The sequence below is a fragment of the Wolbachia endosymbiont (group A) of Crataerina pallida genome (assembly GCF_964028475.1).
Lineage (GTDB): Bacteria > Pseudomonadota > Alphaproteobacteria > Rickettsiales > Anaplasmataceae > Wolbachia > Wolbachia pipientis.
This window is the reverse complement of the sequence record NZ_OZ034785.1, coordinates 1,356,080-1,382,440: the sequence shown is the minus strand read 5'-3', so window position 1 is coordinate 1,382,440 and position 26,361 is coordinate 1,356,080. Positions and strand designations below refer to the sequence as shown.

20 protein-coding genes and 5 pseudogenes are annotated in these 26,361 nt (G+C 35.4%); 13 read left to right on the top strand and 12 right to left on the bottom strand.

Features of this window, described 5'->3' with window-relative positions; genetic code table 11:
• Positions 1 to 28: 28 nt before the first annotated feature.
• Positions 29 to 577 (top strand): 16S rRNA (guanine(966)-N(2))-methyltransferase RsmD, encoded by a 549-nt coding sequence (gene rsmD / locus ABWU55_RS06870; RefSeq protein ID WP_006280837.1) that lies wholly within the window; start codon positions 29 to 31, stop codon positions 575 to 577.
• On the opposite strand, the gene ABWU55_RS06865 is transcribed toward rsmD, so the two are convergent.
• From ABWU55_RS06865 to murD, 3 genes are read right to left on the bottom strand one after another with little or no spacing between them, the layout of a single operon-like run.
• Complete coding sequence (locus ABWU55_RS06865; RefSeq protein ID WP_006279274.1) at positions 535 to 867, bottom strand: hypothetical protein; 333 nt, start codon at positions 865 to 867, stop codon at positions 535 to 537. The genes rsmD and ABWU55_RS06865 overlap by 43 nt on opposite strands.
• Positions 868 to 871: 4 nt before the next feature.
• Positions 872 to 1,462 carry a COQ9 family protein gene (locus ABWU55_RS06860; protein ID WP_353286287.1) on the bottom strand — a complete coding sequence of 197 codons (591 nt, stop codon included), beginning with the start codon at positions 1,460 to 1,462 and terminating at the stop codon, positions 872 to 874.
• Between the two features lie 6 nt (positions 1,463 to 1,468).
• Positions 1,469 to 2,854 carry a UDP-N-acetylmuramoyl-L-alanine--D-glutamate ligase gene (murD, locus tag ABWU55_RS06855; protein WP_353286286.1) on the bottom strand — a complete coding sequence of 462 codons (1,386 nt, stop codon included), beginning with the start codon at positions 2,852 to 2,854 and terminating at the stop codon, positions 1,469 to 1,471.
• A gap of 890 nt (positions 2,855 to 3,744) precedes the next feature.
• On the opposite strand from murD, the gene ABWU55_RS06850 reads away from it, so the two are divergent.
• From ABWU55_RS06850 to ABWU55_RS06840, 3 genes are read left to right on the top strand one after another with little or no spacing between them, the layout of a single operon-like run.
• Positions 3,745 to 4,104 carry a ferredoxin family 2Fe-2S iron-sulfur cluster binding protein gene (locus tag ABWU55_RS06850; RefSeq protein WP_010082412.1) on the top strand — a complete coding sequence of 120 codons (360 nt, stop codon included), beginning with the start codon at positions 3,745 to 3,747 and terminating at the stop codon, positions 4,102 to 4,104.
• A gap of 2 nt (positions 4,105 to 4,106) precedes the next feature.
• Positions 4,107 to 5,147: a hypothetical protein gene (locus ABWU55_RS06845; RefSeq protein WP_353286285.1), complete on the top strand. Its 1,041-nt coding sequence runs from the start codon at positions 4,107 to 4,109 to the stop codon at positions 5,145 to 5,147.
• Positions 5,131 to 5,517 (top strand): cytochrome c-type biogenesis protein CcmH, encoded by a 387-nt coding sequence (locus ABWU55_RS06840; RefSeq protein ID WP_353286284.1) that lies wholly within the window; start codon positions 5,131 to 5,133, stop codon positions 5,515 to 5,517. Before ABWU55_RS06845 ends, ABWU55_RS06840 begins: the two co-directional genes overlap by 17 nt.
• 344 nt (positions 5,518 to 5,861) lie before the next feature.
• On the opposite strand, the gene ABWU55_RS06835 is transcribed toward ABWU55_RS06840, so the two are convergent.
• Positions 5,862 to 6,110 (bottom strand): transposase, encoded by a 249-nt coding sequence (locus tag ABWU55_RS06835; RefSeq protein ID WP_182309100.1) that lies wholly within the window; start codon positions 6,108 to 6,110, stop codon positions 5,862 to 5,864.
• Between the two features lie 11 nt (positions 6,111 to 6,121).
• Positions 6,122 to 6,935: pseudogene (locus ABWU55_RS06830) on the bottom strand (IS982 family transposase).
• Between the two features lie 109 nt (positions 6,936 to 7,044).
• Here ABWU55_RS06830 and ABWU55_RS06825 point away from each other — a divergent pair.
• On the top strand, positions 7,045 to 7,167 hold the full coding sequence (locus ABWU55_RS06825; RefSeq protein WP_353286283.1) for a hypothetical protein: 123 nt from the start codon (positions 7,045 to 7,047) through the stop codon (positions 7,165 to 7,167).
• 25 nt (positions 7,168 to 7,192) lie between these two features.
• Here ABWU55_RS06825 and ABWU55_RS06820 read toward each other — a convergent pair.
• Positions 7,193 to 8,052 (bottom strand): IS630 family transposase gene (locus tag ABWU55_RS06820; protein WP_156518142.1). Its coding sequence is split into 2 segments (ribosomal slippage): positions 7,193 to 7,728 and positions 7,728 to 8,052, totalling 861 coding nucleotides; the frame shifts between segments, so codons are not numbered across the junction.
• A 62-nt stretch (positions 8,053 to 8,114) separates the two neighbouring features.
• Here ABWU55_RS06820 and ABWU55_RS06815 point away from each other — a divergent pair.
• Together ABWU55_RS06815 and uvrB are read left to right on the top strand one after the other, a co-directional pair.
• Positions 8,115 to 8,294: pseudogene (locus ABWU55_RS06815) on the top strand (transposase); the annotation flags it as partial.
• Between the two features lie 394 nt (positions 8,295 to 8,688).
• Positions 8,689 to 10,596, top strand: a complete 1,908-nt coding sequence (uvrB, locus tag ABWU55_RS06810) for an excinuclease ABC subunit UvrB (RefSeq protein WP_353286282.1) — start codon at positions 8,689 to 8,691, stop codon at positions 10,594 to 10,596.
• Positions 10,597 to 10,776: 180 nt separating this feature from the next.
• Here the strand turns inward: uvrB and ABWU55_RS06805 are convergent, their stop codons facing one another.
• From ABWU55_RS06805 to ABWU55_RS06790, 4 genes and pseudogenes are all read right to left on the bottom strand, one after another.
• Positions 10,777 to 13,557 carry a hypothetical protein gene (locus tag ABWU55_RS06805; RefSeq protein ID WP_353286281.1) on the bottom strand — a complete coding sequence of 927 codons (2,781 nt, stop codon included), beginning with the start codon at positions 13,555 to 13,557 and terminating at the stop codon, positions 10,777 to 10,779.
• Between the two features lie 23 nt (positions 13,558 to 13,580).
• Positions 13,581 to 13,787, bottom strand: a complete 207-nt coding sequence (locus ABWU55_RS06800; protein WP_353286280.1) for a hypothetical protein — start codon at positions 13,785 to 13,787, stop codon at positions 13,581 to 13,583.
• A 395-nt stretch (positions 13,788 to 14,182) separates the two neighbouring features.
• The gene (locus tag ABWU55_RS06795; RefSeq protein WP_353286576.1) at positions 14,183 to 15,517 is read right to left on the bottom strand and encodes a hypothetical protein; all 1,335 of its coding nucleotides are present in this window, start codon (positions 15,515 to 15,517) and stop codon (positions 14,183 to 14,185) included.
• A 655-nt stretch (positions 15,518 to 16,172) separates the two neighbouring features.
• Positions 16,173 to 17,428 (bottom strand): annotated as a pseudogene (locus tag ABWU55_RS06790) (IS4 family transposase).
• 225 nt (positions 17,429 to 17,653) lie between these two features.
• On the opposite strand from ABWU55_RS06790, the gene ABWU55_RS06785 reads away from it, so the two are divergent.
• On the top strand, positions 17,654 to 18,919 hold the full coding sequence (locus tag ABWU55_RS06785) for an IS4 family transposase (RefSeq protein ID WP_353286161.1): 1,266 nt from the start codon (positions 17,654 to 17,656) through the stop codon (positions 18,917 to 18,919).
• A 166-nt stretch (positions 18,920 to 19,085) separates the two neighbouring features.
• On the opposite strand, the pseudogene ABWU55_RS06780 reads toward ABWU55_RS06785, so the two are convergent.
• A pseudogene (locus ABWU55_RS06780) lies at positions 19,086 to 20,423 on the bottom strand (IS4 family transposase).
• A 54-nt stretch (positions 20,424 to 20,477) separates the two neighbouring features.
• Positions 20,478 to 21,090, bottom strand: a pseudogene (locus ABWU55_RS06775) (DUF6444 domain-containing protein); the annotation flags it as partial.
• 424 nt (positions 21,091 to 21,514) lie between these two features.
• On the opposite strand from ABWU55_RS06775, the gene ABWU55_RS06770 reads away from it, so the two are divergent.
• The 5 genes from ABWU55_RS06770 (at position 21,515) to ABWU55_RS06750 (ending at position 26,320) form a co-directional block, all read left to right on the top strand.
• On the top strand, positions 21,515 to 22,147 hold the full coding sequence (locus ABWU55_RS06770; protein WP_022626196.1) for a protocatechuate 3,4-dioxygenase: 633 nt from the start codon (positions 21,515 to 21,517) through the stop codon (positions 22,145 to 22,147).
• Between the two features lie 135 nt (positions 22,148 to 22,282).
• On the top strand, positions 22,283 to 23,746 hold the full coding sequence (locus ABWU55_RS06765) for a leucyl aminopeptidase (protein WP_233395611.1): 1,464 nt from the start codon (positions 22,283 to 22,285) through the stop codon (positions 23,744 to 23,746).
• Positions 23,747 to 24,440: 694 nt separating this feature from the next.
• Positions 24,441 to 25,628: an MFS transporter gene (locus ABWU55_RS06760; protein WP_141456806.1), complete on the top strand. Its 1,188-nt coding sequence runs from the start codon at positions 24,441 to 24,443 to the stop codon at positions 25,626 to 25,628.
• Positions 25,629 to 25,688: 60 nt separating this feature from the next.
• Complete coding sequence (locus ABWU55_RS06755) at positions 25,689 to 25,994, top strand: integration host factor subunit alpha (RefSeq protein ID WP_006279881.1); 306 nt, start codon at positions 25,689 to 25,691, stop codon at positions 25,992 to 25,994.
• A complete protein-coding gene (locus ABWU55_RS06750) occupies positions 25,994 to 26,320 on the top strand; it encodes a MerR family transcriptional regulator (protein ID WP_006279880.1) in 327 nt (108 codons plus the stop codon). Before ABWU55_RS06755 ends, ABWU55_RS06750 begins: the two co-directional genes overlap by 1 nt.
• The last annotated feature ends 41 nt before the right edge of the window (positions 26,321 to 26,361 follow it).

Here is a 26,361-nt window from a genome sequence, read left to right as displayed (position 1 = left end):
TAATTAATTATTTTGGAGCTTATTTAATATGCTACGCATCATTGCAGGCAAATATCGCGGAAGAAAAATAACTACAGGTAAGCATTTAGCTGCACGGCCAACTATGAGTATTGTCCGAGAAGCAATATTTAATATGCTTTCCTCAAGAAAACCTATTTATAACTTGAATGTACTTGATTTATTCTGTGGTAGTGGTTCTTTTTCATTTGAAGCGCTTTCTCGCGGCGCTAAACATGCATTTATGGTAGATTCAGATTATTACAATTTGCAATTGCCTAAAAAAACAGCAAAAGATTTTGGAATTACGGACAATGTTACGCTAATTTGCTGCAGTGCTAACTGCTTACCACAACCTATTTCAAAATGTGACATAGTTTTTATAGACCCACCTTACAATAGCAATCTAGTTGAATCAACGTTGAATGGACTAGCTCACTCAGGCTGGTTAAGTGATGATGCATTGATAATTCTAGAGATTAGGAAAAACGAAGATTTTGAGTGCAATAAAAACTTCAGTATAATCTTGGAACGCACCTACGGTATAGCGAGAATAATTTTTCTTTCTCTATTAACTTGAACTTGCATATACTTTTCATTGATGAGTTCCAGTTCTATTTTCGTCAAGTTTCCGGAGAAATTACTTATTCTGTACTGCCCTAGATCAAAATTTTTATTAAATTCAGAGTCTATTAAATATTCATGTGCTTCTTCAATAAATTTATTTTCTTTTTCTTCGTAACTGGTGTATTTTGTTGTACCATTATTATCCTCACGATAAACTAAATGTTCTTTATGATCAGCATGAATATTTTTATTTTCACAAACCTTTTCAGGATCGTGCTCAAGTACTTTTCTACCAACAATCAATAGCTTATAAGAAATTTCCTATGATTCCTTTTAAGCGAGTTTTGAATTTTTGAAATGTCATGACATTGTTGATACGGTTATCAAGAAACGATAAAGTATCCACAAAATCTTCTGAATAATCATTGATAAAAAAAAGTATCGTACTTAAGTACACTCCAGCTAATATTGCTCTTTTTGTATAGTAGTTAAAATCTGTTGATTGGTCATAAATGCCATACCAAATCGCACTAACAGTTCTGTATAAAAGTTTACTAGAAAAATATGTATTTTTTGGTGATACAGAGAATAATAAAACATTTTTTAAAAGTTCTCTATAATTCGGTAGCTTAGCATAGTTTGAAAGGTGTATTTGAATAGCTAACTTTACTCGCTCTCGCACTTTCATATCTTCTAAATTAGAATTTCTTAATTCAGCTTCCATTGAGCTATTTAAGTCCTCTGCTATGTGCTCCAAAGCGCTATATATTCCATTCTGAAATTTGCAAAAGCTATTAGCTAGATTAAGGTCAGTGCACACCTTTAATAGGGTTTCATCGCTTATCCCTTCAAATGGAATAACCCTAATTAGCTTATCTATTATTAACTTTTGTTCCACGCAACATCATACTAAACAGCATGTGTGATTGTACCTGAGATTTTCAAACATTCTACAAAATGCTTCACCACGTTCCTCGAAATTTTTCCATTGATCAAAAGAAGCACACGCGGGAGAAAGTAATATTGTTACTTCTTCTGCGCTATTTAAGGCCTCTTCAAAAGCCAATCTAAATGCATCTTCTAGATTGCAACATTTCACAAAATCTACTTTATTCTCCATAACATTTGCAAAAGCTTCGGTTGATTCTCCAATAAGAAAAGCTTTTCTAACCTTTGTAAAATGCTTGCTTAATGATTCTATTCCACCCTCTTTACTTTTTCCACCAACAATCCAATATATGTTTTCATAAGATAAAATCGCCTTTTCGCTCGACTTTGCATTAGTTGCTTTGCTATCGTTCACGAAAAACACATTTCTTATTTTGCCAAGCAGTTCATTCCTATGCCTCAGTCCTGAAAAGAACTTGATTCCATTGATAATAGTGTTGCTATCTACTCCAAGTAGCTTACATACGGCATATGCGGCTGCTATGTTTTCTGCATTGGATATTAGGTTTATTTTCACGTCGCTTACTGATAAGCTATGATTCTCTAGTTTTAACGAGATCTTCTGGATCCGAGTAGCCAAGCACTGGGATGACAAAGAGGGTGACACCGGAGCTGAGATTGGAATTTTGTCTCCAGTGAATTTGTTGAATATATCAGCAGTAATCTCATTGTCACATCCTATTACGGCAACCTCACTACCGTTTATCAGTTTTAATTTAGTTGCTATGTAGTTCTCCATACTTCCATGCCTATCTATGTGATCTGGTGTAATATTGAGCAGTGCTGAAATGTCCACGTTAATTTCATTCATCAACTCCAATTGAAAAGAGGAGAGTTCGATTACATAAATTTCTGCATCTCTTTCTAGATCCAAAACAGGAACGCCTAAATTTCCACCAATAGCTACTTTTTTCCCTGCAGATTTTAATATGTGCCCTATTAGTGATGTAGTGGTTGATTTACCATTTGTTCCTGTGACGCCTATTACCTTCTGGTTCGTAGTTTTAGCTTCAAGAAATAGCTCAATGTCTGATTTTATTTTGCAATCAAATCTCCTTGCAAGTTTTACTATCCAATGTGGCTCTGTTGGCACTCCAGGGCTTAAAACCAATGCACTGATCTCATGCCAATTGTATTCCTTGGGATGAATAAAATTACATTTTTTATACATCATTTTTGCATTTGCTATTTGCTCTTCATGATCATCCCATGCATATATTCTTGCACCACTCTTTGTTAGAGCGTTAATGGCGGATAAACCAGTTTTACCAAGACCAAAAACCGCGACGTTTTGATTTTTGTATTTGTTTAGTTGCACTGCTAGATAACTTATGTGAACCATTTTATAAAGATATCGTACAAACTACAACAGACTTCTTGCATAGGTTACAACTGTCATTCAATAGAAACGAAAAAACTTACTTGACAAACTCCGCCAGCGCCCTTATCATGAAACTGAAGCTATTGTATTTGCTTTCGCCAATCTGCAGATTAAAAGGTAAGGATTACTTAATGTATCGGCGTCTTATGTTCAATTTTTTGCAGTATATAGATACTGTATGTCTTTACAAAACTTCATCTACATCTAGATTTTTATCTAAATAAGCTGAACGCGCTTATAAAGCGTTACAAGACATCAAAAAATGCCAATACTCGACAGAGATAGTAAAAGACTAGCTAACTCGGGGATTCTTTGTCTTTTTTTCTGCTTGGTAAATTTCTTAAACATTTGCAGCGTAGGTTAGTTGCAATTAAAAGCAACTGAATTTCGCTTGTCAAGCGTTTAAAACATAAAAAACGCCAATATTTTAAAGCAGATAATAACCACGGGGCTTCTTTTGCCTTTTTTTTCGCTTAGTAAATTTCTTAACGTTTGTAGCTAAACAACAACCGTCATCCCGCTACGTGTTAGCGGGATCTAGAGATACCGCGGCGGTATGACGTAGAGCTCGCGTTAGCTATACTTTTATGCTTACTAACTTAATAAAATTCCTGGATCCCAGTGTCTGGGCACTGGGATGACAAGAAGAAGGCACTAGGATGACAAGAAGAGGGCACTGCCGTCTTGGATGGAAACCAGTGTCAGCTACTTGCATAACACCCTTTTTTCTGGAAACCAGTGTCGGCTACTTGGATAACAAAAAATAGGCACTGGAATTGTAAAGAGTTTGCAAATATTAGTTATTACCTGTAGGATATAAAGAAATTAGTAAGGATTTTAATAGGAATAATATGCCATCTGTTACTTTTATTTTACCTGATGGGAGTAAGAAAAGCTATGAAGCTGCAGAGGGAGAAACTCTGCTCAATTTAGCCCACAGAAGTGATCCAGATCTGCTTGAAGGTGCATGTGAAGGTTCTCTTGCTTGCTCTACATGCCATGTAATTGTTGATCCAAAGTTTTATAATGCTGTAGAAATACATAACCCTATATCTGATGAGGAAAATGATATGTTAGACCTAGCTTTCGGCTTAACAGAGACATCAAGACTTGGGTGCCAAATAAAAATCACAAAAGATATCGACGGCTTGTGTGTAACCATACCAAGGGGTACAAGAAATATATCATTGGATAAACAGGGGAGTGATTAGCTATGCGTAAGATTTTTATCTATATTATCATCTCTTTACTTTTGTTTATTCCTGTAGCGTATAGTGGTTTTTGGTATTTTTCTGCATGTAAGGTAAAAAATCTTTTAGCTGAAACAATACTATACATTAACGACGAAAAATTTGATATTTCACATGATTTTAGTGGATTTCCTTCTAACCTAATTTTTCGTGTGACAAACCCAAAATTTTCCAATGAGCAATTAACCATCTCATCTGATGCTTTATTGATAAAAAATAGATTGTTTGATAAATCAGTATATATCTACATACCAAGCAATGAAGTCAATATTGCTGTTCATGGTGATGAGAAAAAGAATATAAAATGCCACACAAACGATAGCAGCCACTTTGTTGTTAGACTAAACGATTTACCATCTTCATTGCGATTCAACAAAAATAGTACCGTGATAGACTATATAGATACACTTCGTTACGAAGATTATGGATTAAAATGTGATGTTTTAGAAAATCAGCAAAGTGTTATAACTGAAGTGAATGATAAAAGCAATTACATTCAATTTCACCTCGATAAAGAACTGAGTGGAAATGCTAAGCTAGGATTTGATTTGTATACTTATCGGTATAAAAATACTGCAAGTCCTGAAAGTTACCTTAGTATCGACATTAAATTTGATTATGAATTTGTAAACGACATCTCGGCTTCCAGAATTAATTTCAATATAGAGAAATTTTTGATTCAAAGTAATAATTTTTCTTTTGCTGCAGATGGTGGGGTAAACAATTACAACTTAGTTACATATTCATTTAAAGACAAAATCAACGTGGCTATATCAAATTATAAAGAATTAATCTCGTTTATGATTGGTGACTCAAAAACTTCAGATGCGTTCAAAAAATTAGTACCTTCCTTATCAGAAAAAACAACTGATAATGGCATTCAATTTTCAATAAAGTACGATGATGATGTAGGGTCAAGCTTTATTGGAAAGTTATCCATCACTGATTTTATGAACCAACTCAGTAAAATAATCCAATTAACCAAGAATGAGAATAGTAATTAGCTTACTTTTCATATTGATATTCCACTCAGGCGTAAACGCTTTTACTCTGGATAATAAACTCAGAGATAAAAGCATGGAAAAACGAGCAATCAGTTTATTTGAAATAATAAGGTGTCCAATATGTTCTGGCGAATCATTGTCTGAATCTGGATCTCAGATCGCGTATGATATGCGAGAAGCAATTCGTAAAAAAATCAATGATGGATACACAGATGAAGAGATAATCTCAGAGTTAAAAAATTCTTACGGCAATTCAATTATAATCGTACCGCCTATAAAATCTAGCACTTACATTTTGTGGTTTATTCCACTTACAACTCTGCTTATTGGGTGTTTTTTAATACAAAGATACATCAATACAACCACTTAAACCTTTTATATATAGCTAAAGTGACTTAGGTTCTCTAATTGCACATAAGTCAACAATAATTTTCACACAAATCAAAACAGCATATCTTCTCCATAATCCTTGGTAATTTTACATAAGTTAAAAGTAGCATATGGTTCTCTCCGCGGTCTGAGATGACAATAAATTTGTCAAGCCGCATTATACTTGTTAGGCGGAAGTGGACGGCAACATGTTTACCACGAAGTCTAACTAAGTTCTTGCTTGTCCCTTCCATCGGCATTGCTATCTTTATTTTCAATAAAATTATTGTCCTATGCTCTTTTGATGTTTATTGATAATAAAATTCTGTTTTATCAACCAACATCCTATGCATAATTACAGCTAATTTTCTTGCTACTGCTACAATTGCTTTTTTCATTCCTTTTTTCTTCGCAACCCCAGTTTTTTAATTTAAATGTCCTCTTGGTAACTGTAAGCATTGTTTGTGCAGCTTCATATAACATACTTCTACATTCCGCTGGTCCCATCTTTGATATGCTGCCATGCCGATCAACTTCTCCAGAAGAATATTGCCTTGGTGTCAACCCTATATACCCCAGTTGCGGATTAGCCAACGAAGTAAAGCTTAGAAATGCAGCGGCTGCATGGAATATGAAACAAGCGTAGAAAAAATGTGTACCAAAAAATTTATCGGTGATCTGTGGCGAGTATGCTCAATCTCAAATTTGTTTTTCAGAGAGCCAAAAACTGTCTCAATAATCGATCTTTTTCTTAACAAAATCTTCTCATTTAGCACCATTAATGAGTTTTTCATACCCTTTTTTATACTGGTTACAAGCTTTAACCCTCTATCGAATAATTCGTGAAAAAGATCTTTTTTGATATATCCTTTATCTCTAAACAATAATCCAGTCAATTTCTGAGTTAAATTTGGCACAGGTATCAACGTTGCCTTTTGTCACCGTAACCCCTTGAATTTCGCCAGTTTCGTTGATTACTAGATGTACCGAAAAACCACCCATAAGTAGTCTTTCCAATCTTTGCCAACCCTTTGAAAACTTTGTTTCTCGAGGTCCTTTTTGGATGGCAAACAGCGATAAATTATGTACGAAATCCCTGTCACTTTTGACTGTTCGCAAAACCATTGCATTAAGAGCGCTAAATACCATAAAACCCGCGATTTTAACCTGATAAACCTACTATAGGATGGCAATTTTGGAAACGCTGATTCGTATAATAATTTCAAATAATGCACATAGAAAATTTTAAAATTGTCGCACTTGATATAGCAATATTATGGTAAAAATCTCTGAATGCGTAATCTCTGGCGTCCTGGTTGGTTTTTTGCCACTTGGTAGAAGTTTTTCTGCAAAATTTTCATCGACTGTATTGCAAAAATCATCGACTATACAAAAGATTTCTGTTACTTTCTCTTTCATTGGTAACCTCCTATTTTAGGAATGAATATCAAATACCTCGGAGTTTACCCTATTTCCTTACCTTTTCTATTTTTTCTAATTTACAACTGGGGTTAGCAGTGCTGTGAGAATGGTTGAAAGCGCAAAAGAAAACCTCTCGGAAGTTAAAAATATACTGGTCGATGCAGGTTATACAGGAGAAAATTTTGCAACTCAAATAAAAACGATTATTGGAGCAACTGTAGAAGTATAGCATTTCTCATAATAGTCCGAATAGGTCATAGGAAGGCAGAATCAACAGCACGACGAAAGGATTCGAATAGAGGAATGTTTTTCCTGGCTCTGTTTTTTATAGCAAACCAATGATGCTCAATTTTGTTAAAATCTGGAGAATAAGGCGGCAGATACAAAATTTCTGCACCGACTCCTTTAGCGAGCTTGATAAGCTTATCAGACTTATGAAAAGTAGCATTATCAAGAATGACAGTTTGTCCAGGTTCTAAGATCGGTGCCAAAAATTGCTCAAACCATCCATTAAAAATATCCATATTACAGTGGCCTTCAAATGTTAATGGAGCAACTATCTTTCTTCTACTTAAGGCTGCAACCATGCTGATTCGTTGAGTTTTTTTTCCAGATTTTAGGGCATAAAATCGCTGTCCTTTCTGGCAATACCCATATGGATAGTCCTCCGTGTTATCAATCCCAGACTCATCTATATACACTAAGTTTTCTGGTTCTTTTGTTGCTATAATTTTTAAGAATTCAGCACGTTTTTCTTCGTTCCTTTCCTTGTATCCATATGTCTTTTTTTGCGCGTAAATCCAATTTTTCTGAGAGCTCGGTGGATCGTTTGGATACTAACGTTGCCCCAAAGTTTAGCCATTTCCGACAGAGTTTTTCTACCGTGTTTTTTAGCAAATTCGATAAACTTATTCCAGTCGATAATTTTCTGATTGTAACCTCCATTACCGAGTTTTTTTGACTGAAAGTCGCCTGTTTCTTTTTTTCTTTGCTGCCACTCCCACAAAGTAGTTCGTCCAATTTTAAATCTTGCTGCCACTGCTTCTCTGCTTTCCCCTTCGTCTAGTGCTTCCATTGCTTTTTTTCTTAAATCATAACTATATGCTGCCGGCATCCAACCTCCTTATCGCCATCTATCCTTAATCTTATCATATCCGGACTTCTGTGGAAAGAGCTATAATAAAACGAAGTGAATTACATTCCTTTGCTGTATTGCCACAAAGATGGGTTGTAGAGCGATCTTTCGCTTGGTTAGAAAAATGCAGACGATTGTGGAAAAATTGCGAGCGAAAACTTAACACTAGCCTACAAATGGTCGTTCTTTCCTTCATTTCTCTTCTATTGAGAAGATTTTAAACAGGTTCTAAATCTTTATTTTAAAAATGTCATATTGACCACCGGTACCTGAAAATACTATTCCAATTGATCAGAGCTATCCATTTCCTTAATTTTTGTAACGTTGTCATAGGAGTACTATAATTTAGTATCAACTATGTTTTATTGTTTTTGCATCTAAAAAAATTTAGCTTATTCAAGCAGCATTTTGCCTTTTTTTGGATGTAGGGATTTTTTAGGAATTGTCTTCTTGAATTCTATGGTATTTTGTTTAACATTGAAACAAGATTCCAGTGTCAGCTACTTGCATGACATTGTTGGTTAATGTTTTATGGCTTTACGATAGCTATACAACTTATCTTAAAAGCAATATAGTGTTCACTATGCAATGAATCAAAGATAGTAAGTAAAGTCTATGGAATTTCAAATCGCTACACATTTTCAACCGGCTGGGGATCAACCACAGGCAATCGATAGCTTAATTGCAGGGCTAAATAGCAATAAAAGAGATCAGGTTTTGCTTGGAGTTACTGGTTCTGGGAAAACTTTTACTATGGCAAATGTTATTGCAAGGACAAACAGGCCTGCATTAATTATGGCACACAATAAAACTTTAGCAGCACAGCTTTATGAGGAAATGAAAGGATTGTTTCCCCATAATGCTGTTGAATACTTCATTTCTTATTATGATTATTATCAACCTGAAGCCTATTTACCACAAACTGATACTTATATCGAAAAAGATTCTGCAATTAACGAAAGAATTGAGATGCTGCGTTATTCCACCGTCTGCTCCCTTTTGGAGCGCAGGGATACGATCGTAGTTGCCAGTGTTTCCTGCATATACGGTCTTGGTTCGCCTGAGAGCTACCGCAGCATGATCATACCGCTTAGTGTTGGAAATAAAATTCGTATTAATGATTTCCTGAGCAACTTAACTGATCTTCAATACAAGCGCTCTGATGCCAGGTTTGAGAGAGGATATTTCAGAGTGCGCGGCGATATTGTTGATATATTTCCTTCCCATTATGAAAATAAAGCTTGGCGTTTATCGTTATTTGGCGATGAAATAGAAGAAATTTCTGAAGTTGATGCTATAACGGGCAATGTTACCAAAGGCGTAAATAAAATCACCATTTTTCCAAACAGCTATTACATAACCCCGCGTGAGGTTTTGTTGCAGGCAGTTGAACTAGTCAAAAAAGAGCTGCATGAACGCTTGGATTATTACTACTCGCAAAACAAGATTGTTGAAGCAAAGCGCCTCGAGCAACGCACTAATTTTGATATCGAAATGATGAGAACAACAGGAATATGTAAAGGTATTGAAAATTATTCGCGTTATCTCTATGGAATGGAAGCTGGGGATCCACCACCTACTTTGTTTGAATATTTACCCAAAGACGTAATTTTATTTGTTGATGAGAGTCATGTCACCGTTCCTCAGGTTGGTGCGATGTACAGTGGTAATGAGGCGCGTAAAAAGAAATTGATCGACTATGGCTTCAGGCTCCCTTCCGCTTTTGATAATCGTCCATTAAAATTTGAAGAGTGGGAGGGAGTTAGGCCGCAGACTGTTTACATTTCAGCCACTCCCGGAAAGTATGAGTTGGCAAAGACCAGTAATGTATTTATAGAGCAAGTTATCCGTCCAACAGGGCTTACGGACCCAATCTGCATTGTAAAACCAATAGAGAGTCAAATTGATGATGTAATTCATGAGGCACAAGTGACAATAGGGAAGGGATTTTGTGTTTTAATCACTACATTGACGAAAAAAATGGCTGAAAATTTAGCTGAATATATGAGTGAATTGAATATGAGAGTGAGTTATTTGCATTCTGATATTGCTGCGCTGGAGAGAATAGAAATTATATACAAATTGAGATCTAAAGAAATCGATGTTTTAGTAGGTGTTAACTTGCTGAGGGAAGGTCTTGATATTCCAGAGTGTGGGTTGGTTGCAATTTTGGATGCTGATAAAGAAGGATTTTTGCGATCGGAAACTTCATTAATTCAAACGATCGGTCGTGCTGCGCGTAATGCTGAAGGTAGAGTAATTTTGTATGCAGATAAAATCACTGGTTCTCTGGACCGTGCATTAAGAGAGACCGAAAGAAGAAGAAAAAAACAAGAAGAACATAATATATTGCACAATATTGTCCCAAAGACTATAATAAAACCTATATCAAACACCTTACAGGAGAGGGCAATAGCAGAACCGAAAGTAAATACTAATAAGGATGATTTGAGAAAGCAAATGATAGAGCATGCTAAAAATTTGGAGTTTGAAGAAGCAGCAAGAATAAAAAAATTATTGTAAGGTTAAGTAATATATGATGCTATGGGCATAGCATGAAAGTGTAAATAATTTTATTGATATCTTTATATTAATACTTTTTAAACATTTAGTACCATGCAATACTTACAATGGACAAGAAAAACCAACACCAGTGCTCTCAGGGTCAGCTAATAAAACACTTAGGTGGCTGAGAGCAGTGGATTAGGTACGACTGTTAACTTTTTTCTCCTGCAAGTATTGCTCGATCTTAGTAGCATCCATTTTAGTTCTAACAGTGGAAGTACTGGAGTTCGATGAGACTGACGACCTACCACTAGCTTCTAGTTCATCTTCATCACTTCCAGTATCACTAGTCGATTTTTGTGAAGACGATCCTAAAGAAACACCACTATCTTTAGAACTTGTAAGATAGTTATCACTAACTTTTTGATTACTAAAGAACTCCTGAAATAAGCGTACTACCTCCTCAGAAGAACTTGATTGTGCTTGCTCCTTCTCCTCAGAAGGAAGAACTGAGCACACTTGCTCTACTTCCCCAGGAGGAGAAAGAAGCAAACGCACCTCCCTCTTATCAACATAAAGTAGGTATAGTAACTTCTCGTACTCAGGGAGAAAAAGTTCGGAATCTAGCTTCTTCTTCATCTTAGAAGAAAGAGCTTTGTATAGTTTCTCTCTCTGATCAGAATCAAGATGTTGTTGCAACTTTAGTCCACCCGACACATCTTTATGCGTAGGAGAAGCCGGGTTTTTTAATAGATTGTGAACAACACTTAATAATTTACTAAATATATTTTCAAGTTTATCAACTATTAACGGTGTCTGCTGAAGTGAATCACTAAACTCTTCAATAAGCGACGGTGACTGTCCCCGCTCAAGTGACCATATACCACTATCTATAGAAGCTTTAGAACTACGGTCCCCAGCCTTGCCTACGGCACCTTGTGACGGGAGTTCTGAAATACTATCATTTAAACAATCACTAGTCTCTAGCTTGCTTTTGGTATATGTTTCAGTAACAGGAGAAGTCACTTTTGAGGGTGAATTACTTTTTACTTTTCTTTCTGATGAAGTAGCTGTTTTTTTACTTGAAAGCTCATGAGTTGAACGCGTCGAGTCAAGTTTTTTGCCATTTTGCTGAAAATATAGGAACCACTTTTCTAGCTCTAATATAAACAACTTCTCTAGCTCTGGCATAATAGATTTTTTTGATAAAGTACTACTACCTGAAAACGAATTACTTTCTGACCCTTTCCGGCTACTCGGAGATTCACTCTGTGGCTTTGCTTTAGAACACTCATCGTTACTTTCTAGATCACTTTTATCAGTAACTTGCTGTTTTTCAGATTCCTCATTAGAAACCTCAAGATTTAAGAATGTTGAACTATCCCATGCTCTAGGAGAAGGAATCGATGATGATCTATAGGTCATTTGTGACCGTTGTAACACTGACTGCATCCTTTTACCTCCGCGTATGTATGGCCCGGATGACCTATAGCTCACTTGCTGACCCCGAATCTCTATTGGCATACTTTCATCATCTGCCTCAGCACCTTTCGATGATGAAGGTTCACTCCGTGTCCATGATGAACCACTAGGTCCTGGTTGGGTAAACTGCGTTGACGACGTCCATTTATTTCCGGACGTGCTTTGTGATAACAAAGGGTTCATTGGCTGAGACCAAGTACTAGGTCCTGCTTGCACATTTTGAGCAGCACTTACACATTTCTCTGTACCCTGACTAACTGCAGTATAACTCAGATGTGAACGTGGCAAGAATTCTCCACTCGTTCCAGGAACATCTAACTTTTTATGCAGCATAAAAGATTCTTCCAACCCTTGCCTGGGAGACCTTCCTAATTCTTCACCCTGACTCTGCGTGGGAAACTCCTGTGTCGGTGATGCTTCAGCTAATAGCGTTCGAGGAAGCTCAGGGTCAACGGACAGTTCATGGTCTTTATTGATTACAGAGCTTTCTATTATTTTATTCAGCACACAATAGGCAATGTTTACGTCAGAAAAGTCTATAGCGTATACTTCATTATCACTCCAATACGGATTTTTTAAATGATGACTTTTAATTTTGGTAACCACAGCATCATCAAATACACGGCTGAGATTATATGCATCATCTTCAGTAAGAAGCTCAAGAAACTTACCATTTTGTACAAGAGGAATAAGAACTGAATCTTCTTTACTATTAACATAAGAAGTACGAGTAATAGTACGAACTGGAATGTCTGCTACCCTATCTATAAAATCGATTATTGTATATTTCAGTTTATCAACAGTTTTGTTCTTAGCACTAGGAGTCTGAAGATAACGACATTCTAAAGATGTATTATATGCTATTATGTCTTTAATGAACTCAATATCATCAAAAATGCCTTTTTTAATGTATACAAGATTACCTTTCACTTCCAAGTAATCACTTGGAGGATTTGGATAACCTTCAATTTCTGCTAAAAATGAATCAACAAAGTCTTTTTGTAGTCCTTTATCACGAAAAAGCATACAATATAAATAGGAGTCCCTATCGAAACTTGTATCATATATATGTTTTCTTAAATACTTTGGATTACGTTTCTTTCCCATGCCCTCTTTTACATCTCCGGCAAGTGCTTGAGCTAGATAGCACTTTAAATTAAAAACCACTTCTTCATCTATTTCTACTGAAAATTTCTTTCTTTCTTTATTATCTCTAGGTAAATGTTTCGTGTTAAAAGTGAACGGAAAAAACTCCGTGTTATAAGATACACCAGCAACTTTTTCATCTTTATAAGATCTTTTAATTATTTTCTCCTTCATGTTATTCAAATACTTCATACATTGTTTGGAATTCATATTTTTATCAAATGAGATAACAATATGATCCTTACCATGCAAATTTTGCACGGTAAGGTTAGTAACTGCAATACTATTAAAACGAAGATTAATATTAAATGCCTTTACTAATTCTCGATTTACTTCACTTATATTAGGCATAATACCCCCTATTTTAAATATACTTATGACCTTGAACTACCTTTACTACTACTCTGACTATTACAACTACTCATAGAACTGCTAGGATCATTCCTTCTTGCCCTCTCTTCATCTCTTTCTTTAAACCTATCACGATAGTCATCAACATACTTTGGATCTATTTTACTTATATCAACTCTTTCTCCTCTTTTACGACCAGATTCTTTTTTATTACCACTATTACTATCCATATTGCCTCCTAAGTAAAAATATTATGCAACTAATATACTAAAAATAAAATTAAGTGCAAGCACTTTTTTATATTTTTTTTTAAAAAATTTTATTCACTCTTTTTCATAAAACCCAAATTTCAAGATTCCAGCGTCACGCGCTGGAATGACAAGTCATTGGCAACCCTAAGTTCCCTACGTCATACCGCGATTCATTCGCGGTATCTCAAGCATAGATTCCGCTAACACGTAGCGGAATGACGAACTGTCGACATCTATCTATATGCCCCTGGATTCCAGCGTCACGCGCTGGAATGACATCTGTATTTCTTTTTGCCATCAATCCCTACTCTTTAATGTCATCCCAGTGCCTAGACACTGGGATCCAGTCTTTTTTGTCATCTAAGCACTAGCTATCACCTCGATCGTGCTTTTTCTGGTGCCTTTCCTATTGAATCCACATGATTATTAACTTTTATATCATTAGTCAATTCTTTTGGTGGCTGAGCATTATTTACAGAACTTTGCTGAGCAGCACTAGCATTAGGCTTTCCATTATCAGTAGTTCCCGATGGAGCTTGATAATGACCAATTGGATAATCATGTACAGGAGTAGGTCTTCTTCGAGGCTTTTTAGCATTACCACTATCTAAATTCATCTTCTTTGATTTATCATCAACAGCTTCAAACCACTCCCCCTGTCCTATCTGAACTTTTGGCTGCTCCGCAGGTTTCGGTGGACACACCTCTTTCTTCGGTTCCGCTTTTTTCTCTTCTTCCACTTTTGGTTTTTGTGAATTTTCATGAGATTTTCTTTCAAGCTCAGTAAGACGCAATAGATGTTTCAAAGGATCTGACACAATTTCAAGCTCTGGTTTGCTCAGAGGAATTGGCCTTACAAATCCGGGTGAAACGTCAAAAAGGAAAACTGGCACTTTAGGTTTTTCTCTTTCATCCACTTTCATTTCTACGTTTTCGCAAACTTCTTTATTTTCTTCCTTTAATGATGTTTTTTCTGCTTTTTTATCTTCTTTTTCTGTAAATGCCTCTACCGCAGCCGCCAACTCAACTCCAAACATCTCTGCGAACATTGTAACAATCCATCCGACAACAGCCATTTGTAACCTGAGTTTCAGATCTTGCAATGCAGTTAACCTTTCTAACGCCCTTGCAAACTCTTCTTCTGATAACTCACCACTGCCTAATTTCTCCTGCAATTCTTTTATCTCTTTGTCCAACTTCTGATTGAAACTTAAATCGCGTGCAAAAATCTTCTTGATTAACTCCTTAAGCTTGTCACGCATAAATTTAATTATCGAAAGAAGCCAATTTTTTTCTTTCTTCTCCTTGAGCATTTGGTAGATTTTCGGATCATCTACATCTACTTCAAAAAGGTTGAAGAGAGATTCAAAGAAATTCCAGAAATATCCGAGTACTCTTCCTTTTTCACCAGTGAAGTAATCCTCATCATCACCTTCTCCGATATATAGCTCTGCTTGAGATGATATTTCATCGATACAACTAGAAGCCTGACGCTCACACTCGAGCCTCCTGAGCAAATCTTGTCTGGTGAGCTCCTCTACGGCTGCTTTTAGTTCATTTAACTTCTGCTCTGCAGAGAAATCTTGCTCCCTGATTTTTCCTTGGAAGATCGAGCTACCGTTTCCGTTATTATCTGAAAAATTTTCCATTATTTTTGCCCCCTCAATAAAATTACTATCTTTATTATTACCTGAAAAGCTTTCCACTATTTTTACTTCCTTCATAAAACTTAATAATTTAATTCTACAGTACTAAATATTTAAGAACTATTAATGTAAAGATGTCAATAAAATTATTTACATTTTTACACTATATATATATATTATATCATGTGCTATTTAACCTTTCAATAATATTTTTTATTTTTACTGCTTCTTCAAACTCTAGCATGCGCTTTTCTTAAATTATCCTTATTAATATTTGCTTTTGCCTCTATCCCACTTTTTCTTGTAAAGTATTTGATATAGATTTTATTATACTCTTTGGCATAACATTTGCAACATACTTTATCTATAAATGGAAATTATTATACTTGCAGCTAGACACAATTTGAAATAATTTACACTATAAAGTTAAGGAACGAGATCCCAGATACAAGTGTCTGGGCACTGGGATGACAGGAGGGGGGGGTTGGAATGACACCACTGCCATTAAGTTAAGGAAAGAATGGTTAAAAACTGAACTAAAAAGTCAGAAATAATTAAGGATTTATGACAAATACTGAAACAGAATAGAGTAAACTTTAAAGCAGATAAACTCTGAAGTGTAAATTACTTAAGAAATAGTTTGTTTAGAAGTCATTTTACAGGAGCTATGGCAATAAGCTACCCAGTTATTATCAGAAGATATGAATACTACCTCTAGTCAAAATATGTGTTTTCTAACCCTTTTTTGGTAATTGAACGAACGAAGATAAGGTACCTTATGACGATCAACTTTCCTTCCCTTTCTTACCGCCAAAGTGTTCATCAAAAATAGCTTTGATAATTGATCCATAATGCAGTCAGTATCTGATTCCGTAGCAAAAATGTCGAAAGCCAAGTTTTTGATCGCGTTAAATGAGACAGATTTGTTAATGCTCCTCTTAAGCTTATCATCGGTTAAGTCCATATTCAACGCTTCTTCTACATCTTCTGTCATAACACTTTCTAGGTTGCTAATAAAGATAGCTGACCAAAAATCCTGTTTAACAGACTCAACACTTTTTCCTGTAAAATTTTCTAGACTTAGTCTTCCTTTGAGTTTTGCAAAAAATGTCTCAACTCCCCAGCGTAAAAAATATAACTCCTTAAATCCTCCAGTTTGAAACTTTTGTTCATCCATTAATGATGTAGCTAACACTTCAATTTCACCAGATGGCAGTACCACTTTGAAGCGTTATTCCACTATTTTCTTGTTTTATCTTACGCTGAGCACATATGGTAACCTCAACACTAGATGGGCTTTTTTCTTCAAACATAGCATTCACTTCATTAAAAGATGATCTGGGACATCGAATGACATAAGCAATTTTTCTTTTTGTAAGGCTAGAAAGAAATTTATAAGATAAATATACAAATCAGTAAGTCATTAGTATTTACAACTTTAAGCATTTCATCTGCTAAGTTAATTTCATGAGTGTTACCTCTATCTAACACTGACCTTATGGCAACATTATTTAGCACATCTTAACAAACCGCAAAGGTTGCACTTGCATAATCACCTAAATCTTTTGGTTTTTGGTTACGTATTTTTCTTGAGCCAAATTCATTTTTTATTTCAACGCTTGTTGGTAAAATGATTTTGGAGGCATCAAGAGCTAACACTCTAAAGCCAAAACAAGTTTTAAATTTTTGGTCTTGGTAGTACAAGGAAACCACACCTTCGTTAATTTCTGAAAATGCACTGTGTTTCATTTTTTTTCTTGCTTGACTAAAAGCACTAGCAGTAACGGTATAGTCTTTTTTCCTATATAAAATAAATTCGTTTAGTATTACTTGCAGCGACTTTACACTTTTTCTTAAAATTAAGATAAATATGTCAATAAAAGATAACTTCCTCTTTCTCATAAAATCTTTTGAAGATGATTTATGGGATTCTATAAATTCTAGACTTGCCAATTCATTTTGAATAAATTTTATTACTGCCTTTTTTACTCATACTACCTTTAAACTTATTGGTATACATCATTATCCCATAAAATCTATCTTTTTTCCTTAACTTAATGGCAGTGGAGACGTCTCCACTGCCATTAAGTTAAAGAAAAAGTGATGGACTGTATTATAAAATCAAGTAAGATCCATAAGTTAAAAGAAGCAATAATATGAGTAAAAAAAAGAGTAATTACATTTATAAAAAATAAATTGATGAGTTTGAACTTTATAAACGCTCACAAAGTATCCTCAAAAGATTTTTCAAGAAAAAGAAAGCTGCCTTTCATTGATGTGTTTATTCTAATTTTCAGAAAGAGTGTAAAATCATTGCAAGTAATGCTTAATGAGTTTGTTCTGCATACAAGAAAGGATCACACAATCACGGCAAGTGCATTTACTCAAGCAAGGAAAAAGCTAAAGCATACTGCGTTTTCAGAGCTAAACGATGATATAGTTTCTCTATACTATCAAGATAAGGAATTTAAAACCTATCATGGTTTCAGAATGCTTGCCTTTGATGCTTCTATACTTATCCTGCCAAAAAGTAGTGAGGTAATAAATGAATTTGGCTCAAGACCAATAAGAAATTGGACTAAAAAAGAGTTTGGAGATTACACAAGTACAACTTTTGAAGTATGTTACGATGTATTAAATAATGTCTCTATAAAATCAGTACTTGGCAGAAGTGACAGTTATGAAGTTGCCTTAGCTATTGATATGCTTGGCAGCGTGAAATCTAACGATTTGCTGATCTGTGATAGGGGATATGTTTCTTATCGGTTTTTTGCTGAGCTTGCACAAAGAGGTATTAATTACATAATTCGCTGTCCATATTCGTCATTTAATGAAATTAATGCTATGTTTAAGCCAGAAAGTCCATCTGATGCGATAGTCGTGTCAACCGCACCTGTCAAGGTAGCAAGACAGCTAAGGAAGCTAGGATTACCTGATAAAATAAAGTTTAGATTGGTCAAGATAGTTCTTTCTTCTGGCGAGATTGAAGTGTTGGCTACATCGTTGTTAGAAGAACAGCAGTTTAAAGTTGAAGAATTTGGAGAGTTATATTATTTACGTTGGGGAGTAGAAACATTTTTTTCCAAACTCAAAGGAAGGTTAGGTTTAGAAAATTTTACAGGTAAAAGTGTTGAAACCATAAAGCAGGATTTTTGGTCAACCATCTTTATTAGCAACTTAGAAAGTATTATGACAGAGGATATAGAAGAGACATTGAACGCGGGTCTAGCCAATTGCAAGTACGAGAAAAGCATCAATAAATCTGTCTCATTTAATGCAATAAAAAATTTAGCTTTCGATGTTTTTTCTACAGAGTCAGACATAGACTGCATTATGGATCGATTATCACAGTTATTTTTGATGAATACTTTAGTAGTGAGAAAAGGAAGGAAGGTCGAGCGTAATAAAGTAACTGATACTCGTTCACTGAACTACCAAAAAAGAACTAGAAAACATGTGTTTTGAACCTAAGATACCTTTTTGTTAGAGGTTACATCTTTCACTCAATAACCTACAGTTGTTATTTTTTCAGTACCTTGAATTTTACTTCCCTCAAGGTTCACCATAATATTTGTCATCATTACAAAATTACTTATATTTTTGGTCGAATTTTAACTCCTGTTTCCTTAACTTAATGGCAGTGGAGACGTCTCCACCCTTTCCAAAGAGTAATTGGTCCTGGTTTTGGGTCGCTTTTTCTTGCTAAATGACCTCCAAGTTCACGAAACGGCTTCTTTTATAGTAGGGGCTATATTTGGACATGGTTTCCTGTGTATTTTAACATATAAAACTTTCCATTCTTCCTCAGCTAATAAGGCAGTACATAGTAATGTTGGGTTAGTTCTTGCAATTGATGTAATAAAGAAAATTCTCCAAGCAATAATGCTCATGACTGTTAAATACCTCATTAATCTTTCTGCTGTTCCAAGTCTACATTCCTCAACTTTGAGACCAGATTTTAAAATCTTATGCAATATCTCTATTTTCCATCTCAAACAATACCAACTAACTTTTTCAACAGCTTCTTCAAAAGTACTGACCGGAAAAAAGCATCCACTCTAGAGGACTTGCTTCGGGAGGAGAGTTTTTTTCAACAACATGAATTGCGTGAAGTTGTAGACTCTGTCGGTTTATATTTTATGTGACCTTCTTTACATTTTATATGGCCTTCATGTGATAAATTTTCCGAATCTAATTTCTAAAAACGCTGTCCTTTTTTGCTTGTTATCTCTAGCAGGGATTTCAACTTCTACTTTTCCAGCGCAAGGGAGGCCTTGGATAAATGACCATAATTTTTGCTTGTTCCTGGTATGCATGAATTTTTTATTTACATTTCTGTTGTGGCGAGCTCTTACTAAAATTGCTGAGTTAAGATTATGTGCAAGTTCAAAAAAATCATGCATATCTGCTTCTCTGTCACATACAGTTATAGCTTCGGTTTGGGCCAGATCTATAATATTATTTGTTTTCTTTAAACTTTCTAGCCATTTCATACTTTCTTTATCCTCAATATGAACGTTGTTACGATGGCTCTTTAGTCTTTTTTCTTCTTCAGAAATGAGTTGCCTCGAGTAAATCTTTTGATCCAGTATTCCCAGCTTCCGTACTAACAGCAAGGGCTGTATGCATTACTGCTCCTTTTCCAGCAATAGTTCCCAATCCGCTTATGGCTTGAGTATGAAATATAAGTTGTATCTTGAATCACAAGAATTCTTTTATGAGCTTTTGTTCTTTCAACTGTTTTATCAATGTGTGAAGCTAGAATATCGACTTCTTTTACGTTCTCATTTTGAAAAAAACGTTATGCTGCTTTTGCTTCTGACCAACTTCCGCATGCCTCATTAATTGAGCTTTCAGGTAAACTTATCAAACTATCAGCAATCTTTACTAATCGGTCAGTTAATCTTTTATCTCCAAGTACAGCATCTCCAAATTCATTTTTAGCCCATTCATTACTCTCGTTTGCCATTTTTATACCCTCAATATTTGCAAACTTTAATATTGTAATACTTTATTTATAAGTACATTTATATTTGTGGGTAATAGTAAGATTTGATATGCTGCCAACACTTATGTTCAAATTAAAAATGTCATTTATGATACTAGCCACTTCACGCTTTGAGTTTTTGTAAAATCCGCTGAGTGCTGCAATTATAGACTTAACCCTTGGACCAAATGTATCTGGCGTAACACCTTCTGGTAACTTGCTACTTTTTCTTTTTCTGCATCTCCAACAACGACCATGTTCCAATTACTACATAAGGCCTAATTTCCGGAAGATCAACTTTTTGGTGAACATAAGGTTTTTCGCATATTACAAGCTCTCCTCCGCATTCGCAAATATTAGGCAACTCTATTTTTACTACTTTATCCGCTTCCATTGTGGCATGAAAATTTCCTTTATGCCCAACCTGATCGCCAACATTCCTTTCGCTTTTTGGCTTGTCCTTTTTTGTTTTGTACAATTCTTTAGAGCTCGGTAGAGATGAATTTTTCGAGTTTAAACCAAGCCTTTCCTTTAATTCAGCGTTCTCTATCTTTAAAGCTTTATTTTCTGCTTTTAAGTTTTCTATCTCTGCTTTCAGTTTTTCTATTTTTTGCTGTAAATTTTTGCAAAGTTCTAAAAGGTTTACCACATTACCTCACTTTTGCTCTATGATTATCTTTATTATCTTGCTTTGTCTACCTTATTCTACCACTCCGCTGAACGGATACAATTTACTAAACAGAAAAAAAGGCAAAAGAAACCCTAGGGTAGCTAGTTATTCACTATCCATTTTTTAAGTTGGCGTTTTTTAATGTTTTAAATAGCGCGTTTCAGCTTGTGTAGGTAAAAACCTAGAAATATTGTGAAGACATAAGGTGCACATAGTGCAAAAAATTAAAAATAAGACGCCAACTACGTTGTTTTCTTGCTGTTTAATCTGCACAGATGAAGATAACTGAATACCTTCAGTTTTATGATAAGGGGGCTGGCGAAGGGTGTCAAGCAAGTTTTTTCGTTTCTATTTCCAATAAAAGTTTGTTATATGGTTATGCAAGAAGTCTATTATAAATGAAATGAATGTGAAAAATATCTTGTTAGCACTTTTAGTACAAATGATATTCAGTTTGCCGCTATTTGCAGCTGATCCTGTTTTGCTCAACTGCATTAAAACTCCGGAAATATATGACCTTGATGCAAGGCCAAAAAATTTTAGCTCTTCAAACAATTTAAGAAGGAAACCTGGTTCTCCAAATAGTGCAATAGGGGAATTAATACACATAGTGGGTAGAATTACTGATATAAACTGCTTACCAATACAAAATGCTGTAGTTTCTATATGGCACGCGAATTCACGCGGCGTGAACCATTACGATAAGAATATAGAGGATGATCTGAATTTTGCTGGATCAGGAAGGTTTGTAGTGAATAATCTTGGCTATTATAATTTTATTACGATAGCACCTGGTAAAATTGGTGATAGAGCTCCACATATCAACTTTCTAGTTCAACATCCGGATTTTCCAGAATTCACAACGCAAATGTTTTTTGCTGACCATAATTGCGCTGATCCTGTTCTTGAAGATTTTGTTAGTAATGGGCTTGCAAGCCTTCTCATAACACCATTTACTTACAGTGATCAGGTCATAAAAACCTATACGTTTAACATTACCTTGGGCGGATATAATAAGTTCTCTAATAAAAGATAAAAAACCTTGCATGTAAGGGAGTCCATAGTAAACTTAAGTGTTATTGTACTTAGGATGTATATGAAAAATATCTTACTGATGTTTTTGCTATGTTTTATGTACAGTTTACAATTATTTGCAACGGAGATACCAGCAATGAAAATAACAATTTCTAAAATTTCGCCCGATTTTAAAACAATAGTAATGGGTTTATTTGAAGACAACGAAACCGTAAATGATGGCGGAGTTTTGCAAGGAAAACAGGTCATAGATAATATAAAGCAATTTAGCGATTTCAATGGAAGTTTTGGTGAATTTTTCTCTACTGCTTTGCCAGAAGAAAAAAATGTTATAGTTGTTGGACTGGGTAAGAAGGATGAATGGAATGAAAATAAAGAATTAAATATTGGTGGTAAAATATATTGTGAGCTAAGCAGATTAAAAATTAAAAAAGCAGCGGTTTTAATCGAAGGTAGTGCAGCAAATGTTGCATATGGTGCGTTTCTGCGTAGTTTTAAGTTTGATAAGTATAAAACTAAAAAGGATGAGAAAATTACAGAGGTAGAGGAGATTACCGTATTAGTAAAAGATGAACAATTAAGTAATGCTGAAAGATCATTTGAGCACTTAAGGCAAGAAGGTGAGAGTATATTCCTTGCGCGCTCTTTTATAACAGAGCCTCCTAACATTCTATATCCAGAATCCTATGCTGATCATATAAAAAAAGAACTTACTAAGCTTGGCCTTGAAATCGAGGTGCTTGATAAAAAGCAGATGGAAGAGAAAAAAATGGGAGCCTTGCTTGGAGTTGCACAAGGAAGTAGTAAAGAACCAAAATTAGTAGTGATAAAATGGAATGGAGCTTCTAAAGAACAAAAGCCTATAGCTTTTGTTGGTAAAGGTATAACGTTTGACACTGGTGGAGTATCACTCAAACCTTCACGTGGTATGGAGTCAATGAAATATGACATGGCAGGCTCTGCTACTGTGGTTGGGGTGATGCATGCTTTAGCAGGACGAAAAGCAAAAGTAAATGCGATCGGTGTGGTCGCACTTGCAGAAAATGCAGTGGGTGGTAATGCTCAAAGACCAAGTGATGTAGTAACTTCAATGTCTGGACAAACAATAGAAGTGTTGAACACCGATGCAGAAGGAAGGCTCATACTTGCAGATGCTTTATGGTATACGCAAGATAGATTCTCACCAAAATTTATGATTGATCTTGCAACTTTAACTGGTGCTATAGTGGTTGCACTTGGAAATAACGAATATGCTGGTCTTTTTTCAAATAATGATGAATTAGCAAACCGTCTGATTGATGCAGGAAATGAAGTAAATGAGAAGTTATGGCGTTTTCCTATGAATGAAACTTATGACAAAATTATTGATTCACCGATTGCTGATGTTCAAAACATCGCTCCTGCAGGCTCTGGTGGAGATAGCATAATGGCTGCACAGTTTTTACAGCGTTTTGTGAATGAAACTTGCTGGGCACATTTAGATATCGCAGGCACTGCTTGGCACGAGAAAGGTACTGACATTTGTCCAAGAGGAGCAGTAGGTTTTGGTGTAAGGTTACTTAATAAGTTGGTTGAGAAGTACTACGAAGCCAATGATTAAAGGTCTTTATACTGGATTTATGGCTTAGCTACATGAACGTTTATTTTCGAGGCGCAGCAAATGAAAGTAGCTGATACATATTTCTTTTTTTCTGGATTCCAGTGTCAGCTACTTTCATGACACCCTGACAACCGTCATCCCGCTACTTGTTAGCGGCTGAGATACCGCGAATGAATCGCGGTATGACGGTTCGTGGCGGCGTGACGATAAGCTCGTCATCCCGCTGCTTGTTAGCGGGATCTAGAGATACCGCGGCGGTATGACGTAGGACTGCTGTCATCCCAGTGCTCCTTTTTTTGTCATCCAAGTAGCCTCCTATGGTGTCATCCCAGTGCCCAGACACTGGGATCCAGTTGAGCTATTTCAACAAAAATACTGCATTTTGAGATGAACGTTTATTTTCACCAGATTATTTACAAGTATAACAATTAAAGTCTGGATTCCAGTGTCAAGCACTGGAATGACACCGTCTTGGATGGAAACCAGTGTTGGCTACTCGGATGACATCATAGGGGCGCTGGGATGACACCCTGACAATCGTCATCTCGCTGCTTGTTAGCGGCTAAGAGATACCGCGGCGGCATGACGTAGGGAAACCGTTTTTTGGGTTAGCTATAACAGTAGTCAGGAAACAATAGCTTAAAAAGAGACTTAGTGTTAAATTTCTAATAGATTACTTATAAAAATAAATCTTATGGAAAGCAGAGCTAAGGCTTGGTTCATTTGGCTGATTAGTAACTTGGTTGTTATATTCAGCAACATGCAGATAATTTATACCTTTATAAGTGTAAATCTCGAAAAGGAACTTGGACTTACAATCGCGCAAGTTGCACTGGCTAATTCAGCATATACTTGGACTTTCGCCATCTTACAATTTTTTAGTGGAGCAACGTTTAATGTTTTTTCCAGTAAAAAAATTTATTTTTTCTCGTTATCAACTATGATCTTGGGGTTTTTTGTCCTTATTAATAGTGACAATTTCTCCCATTTGATTTTGTCTCAAGTGTTGATTGCAACTGGAGCATCATTTGGTTTTATTGGTGCTGCTCACACAAGTAGCATATGTTTTTCCGCTGCCCAATTTGGACTAATGTTTTCACTAGTGCAGACAATTTCAAGCCTTTCTGCTTTGGTAATTCAAATACTGTTCTCTAACTTGCTTGCCGAAGATGCATATTGGAAAAATCTGATTGTATGCATAATACTATTTGGTGTGTTGATATTTGTACTTACGCTTTTTTGTCCAAACACACTTCCAGAAAGCAGCTCAGAAAAGCGCACAATAAAAAGCTCTATGAAGACAGTAATGTGCTCTATATTAACAGTGCTAAAATTAAGAGATATCTGGATAACTTCAGTGGTGGGTGCTATTACTTTTGGAACATTTTTAGCACTTAATACCTTGTGGGCTCCAAGGTTACTGGGCAACTCAGAACTCAATGCAATGGAGTCAGGTATAGCAACTGCAATACTATGGCTTGGTCTTGCAGTTGGTGCTCCAATTGCAGATCGAATCTCAAACTTATTTAAAAATAGGAAACATGTAATTTCTGCTTTTGCTTTATTGCAAGGCGTCTCAATTATTATTTTACTATACAGCCATTTAACAGTCCACGTTGTGTACTTTTGTATGTTAATGTTCGGGTTTTTTGCGGGAGGACATATGCTTAATTTTACTGTCGGCAGCGAGATTGTGAAACGAAAATACATCAGCACATCATCATCCATTATCAATGGATTTATGTTTATTGGCAGTGGAGTTATAGTGTCAATGTTAGCACTTTTTACAGATCATAAAATGGCACTTTTTGCAATATTTGCGATATTGATAGTTGCCGGTATTTTAAATTATGCAACAAAAGAGACATACTCTAAAAAATAAAGTAGCTGAATCTCGAGTCGATTGCTATATTATATTTACGTATTGTAATATTTATCAATAATGGATCACGTTACAACAAAAGACACAACAGTAACTAAGGCAACGATAGCTGGAGATATAAACCAAGAAATAGGATTATCAAAGGAAGACTCTGTTTCGATAATAGATGATATATTGGACGAAATAAAGACAAGCTTGGTAAAGGATGGAATAGTAAAAATATCGTCATTTGGAACATTCTTGGTTAAGAAAAAGAAGGAAAGACCAGGAAATATACCAAATACATCGGAGAAAGTGATGATTCAGGCAAGAAATTCAGTTTCTTTTAGGCCTTCAAAAATTATAAAAAAATCAATCAATAATTAATGAACAAGGAAAAATTATTTTATACGATTGGGGAAGTAGCTGAAGAGCTACATTTGGAACAGCATGTTTTGAGATTTTGGGAAGGTCAATTTCATCAAATTAAGCCTACAAAGCGTAAAGGAAGAAGGCTATATGATCGCAAGTGTATAGAGGCCATAAAGAAAGTAAAATACATGCTATATGATAAAGGATATACAATAAAAGGAGTGCAAAAAGAATTTGGTAATGATATAAAAGTCACAAAGAATTTGTTGCAAGAACTCACCGATTTGAGGGACTATTTAACTAGTAAAATAAATAACGAGGAAAGTAACAAGCAGGCGTGAAACACTACGTCTCGCTAAAATTTTGGAGTTTTGTGAGAGTT

What these genes read in the sequence shown, in the direction of transcription:
- rsmD (WP_006280837.1), top strand. Translation starts at nt 29, where the DNA reads ATGCTACGCATCATTGCAGGCAAATATCGCGGAAGAAAAATAACTACA.
- murD (WP_353286286.1), bottom strand. Translation starts at nt 2,854, where the DNA reads ATGGTTCACATAAGTTATCTAGCAGTGCAACTAAACAAATACAAAAAT.
- ABWU55_RS06850 (WP_010082412.1), top strand. Translation starts at nt 3,745, where the DNA reads ATGCCATCTGTTACTTTTATTTTACCTGATGGGAGTAAGAAAAGCTAT.
- ABWU55_RS06845 (WP_353286285.1), top strand. Translation starts at nt 4,107, where the DNA reads ATGCGTAAGATTTTTATCTATATTATCATCTCTTTACTTTTGTTTATT.
- ABWU55_RS06840 (WP_353286284.1), top strand. Translation starts at nt 5,131, where the DNA reads ATGAGAATAGTAATTAGCTTACTTTTCATATTGATATTCCACTCAGGC.
- ABWU55_RS06825 (WP_353286283.1), top strand. Translation starts at nt 7,045, where the DNA reads ATGGTTGAAAGCGCAAAAGAAAACCTCTCGGAAGTTAAAAATATACTG.
- uvrB (WP_353286282.1), top strand. Translation starts at nt 8,689, where the DNA reads ATGGAATTTCAAATCGCTACACATTTTCAACCGGCTGGGGATCAACCA.
- ABWU55_RS06805 (WP_353286281.1), bottom strand. Translation starts at nt 13,557, where the DNA reads ATGCCTAATATAAGTGAAGTAAATCGAGAATTAGTAAAGGCATTTAAT.
- ABWU55_RS06800 (WP_353286280.1), bottom strand. Translation starts at nt 13,787, where the DNA reads ATGGATAGTAATAGTGGTAATAAAAAAGAATCTGGTCGTAAAAGAGGA.
- ABWU55_RS06785 (WP_353286161.1), top strand. Translation starts at nt 17,654, where the DNA reads ATGAGTTTGAACTTTATAAACGCTCACAAAGTATCCTCAAAAGATTTT.
- ABWU55_RS06770 (WP_022626196.1), top strand. Translation starts at nt 21,515, where the DNA reads ATGAATGTGAAAAATATCTTGTTAGCACTTTTAGTACAAATGATATTC.
- ABWU55_RS06765 (WP_233395611.1), top strand. Translation starts at nt 22,283, where the DNA reads ATGAAAATAACAATTTCTAAAATTTCGCCCGATTTTAAAACAATAGTA.
- ABWU55_RS06760 (WP_141456806.1), top strand. Translation starts at nt 24,441, where the DNA reads ATGGAAAGCAGAGCTAAGGCTTGGTTCATTTGGCTGATTAGTAACTTG.
- ABWU55_RS06755 (WP_006279881.1), top strand. Translation starts at nt 25,689, where the DNA reads ATGGATCACGTTACAACAAAAGACACAACAGTAACTAAGGCAACGATA.
- ABWU55_RS06750 (WP_006279880.1), top strand. Translation starts at nt 25,994, where the DNA reads ATGAACAAGGAAAAATTATTTTATACGATTGGGGAAGTAGCTGAAGAG.